Raw genomic sequence first — 270 nt, 5'->3', positions numbered from 1 at the left:
GTCATCATCACGTGCATGGATTACCGATTTTGCATGATGTTCTTGAGAGATTGGCGGCTACATATAATGTTCCAATTCGTCGTTGTGAGGAAGAGCGAGCAGTACGCCCGTTTTCTGACGTGTTTTACAGTGACTTTTACGCTGACGGTGTGACGGAAGATTACTTTGTGAAGTTAAAGGAAAGAGTGCAGGACGAGCAAACGGTAGAAATTATGGTGCATCCAGCTTATATTGACCCAGAGCTTGTGAAGCGTTCTTCTTACGTAATGG

Annotated in this window: 1 protein-coding gene; it reads left to right on the top strand. The window is 44.4% G+C overall.

The window, feature by feature from the left end:
* A partial coding sequence (locus tag SB775_RS29875) for a ChbG/HpnK family deacetylase (protein WP_410864866.1) occupies positions 1-270 on the top strand: 270 nt, incomplete at both ends.

The organism is Peribacillus sp. SIMBA_075 (genome assembly GCF_046534585.1).
Note: the sequence above shows the minus strand (reverse complement) of the source record. Positions and strands in the feature narration are given on the sequence as shown.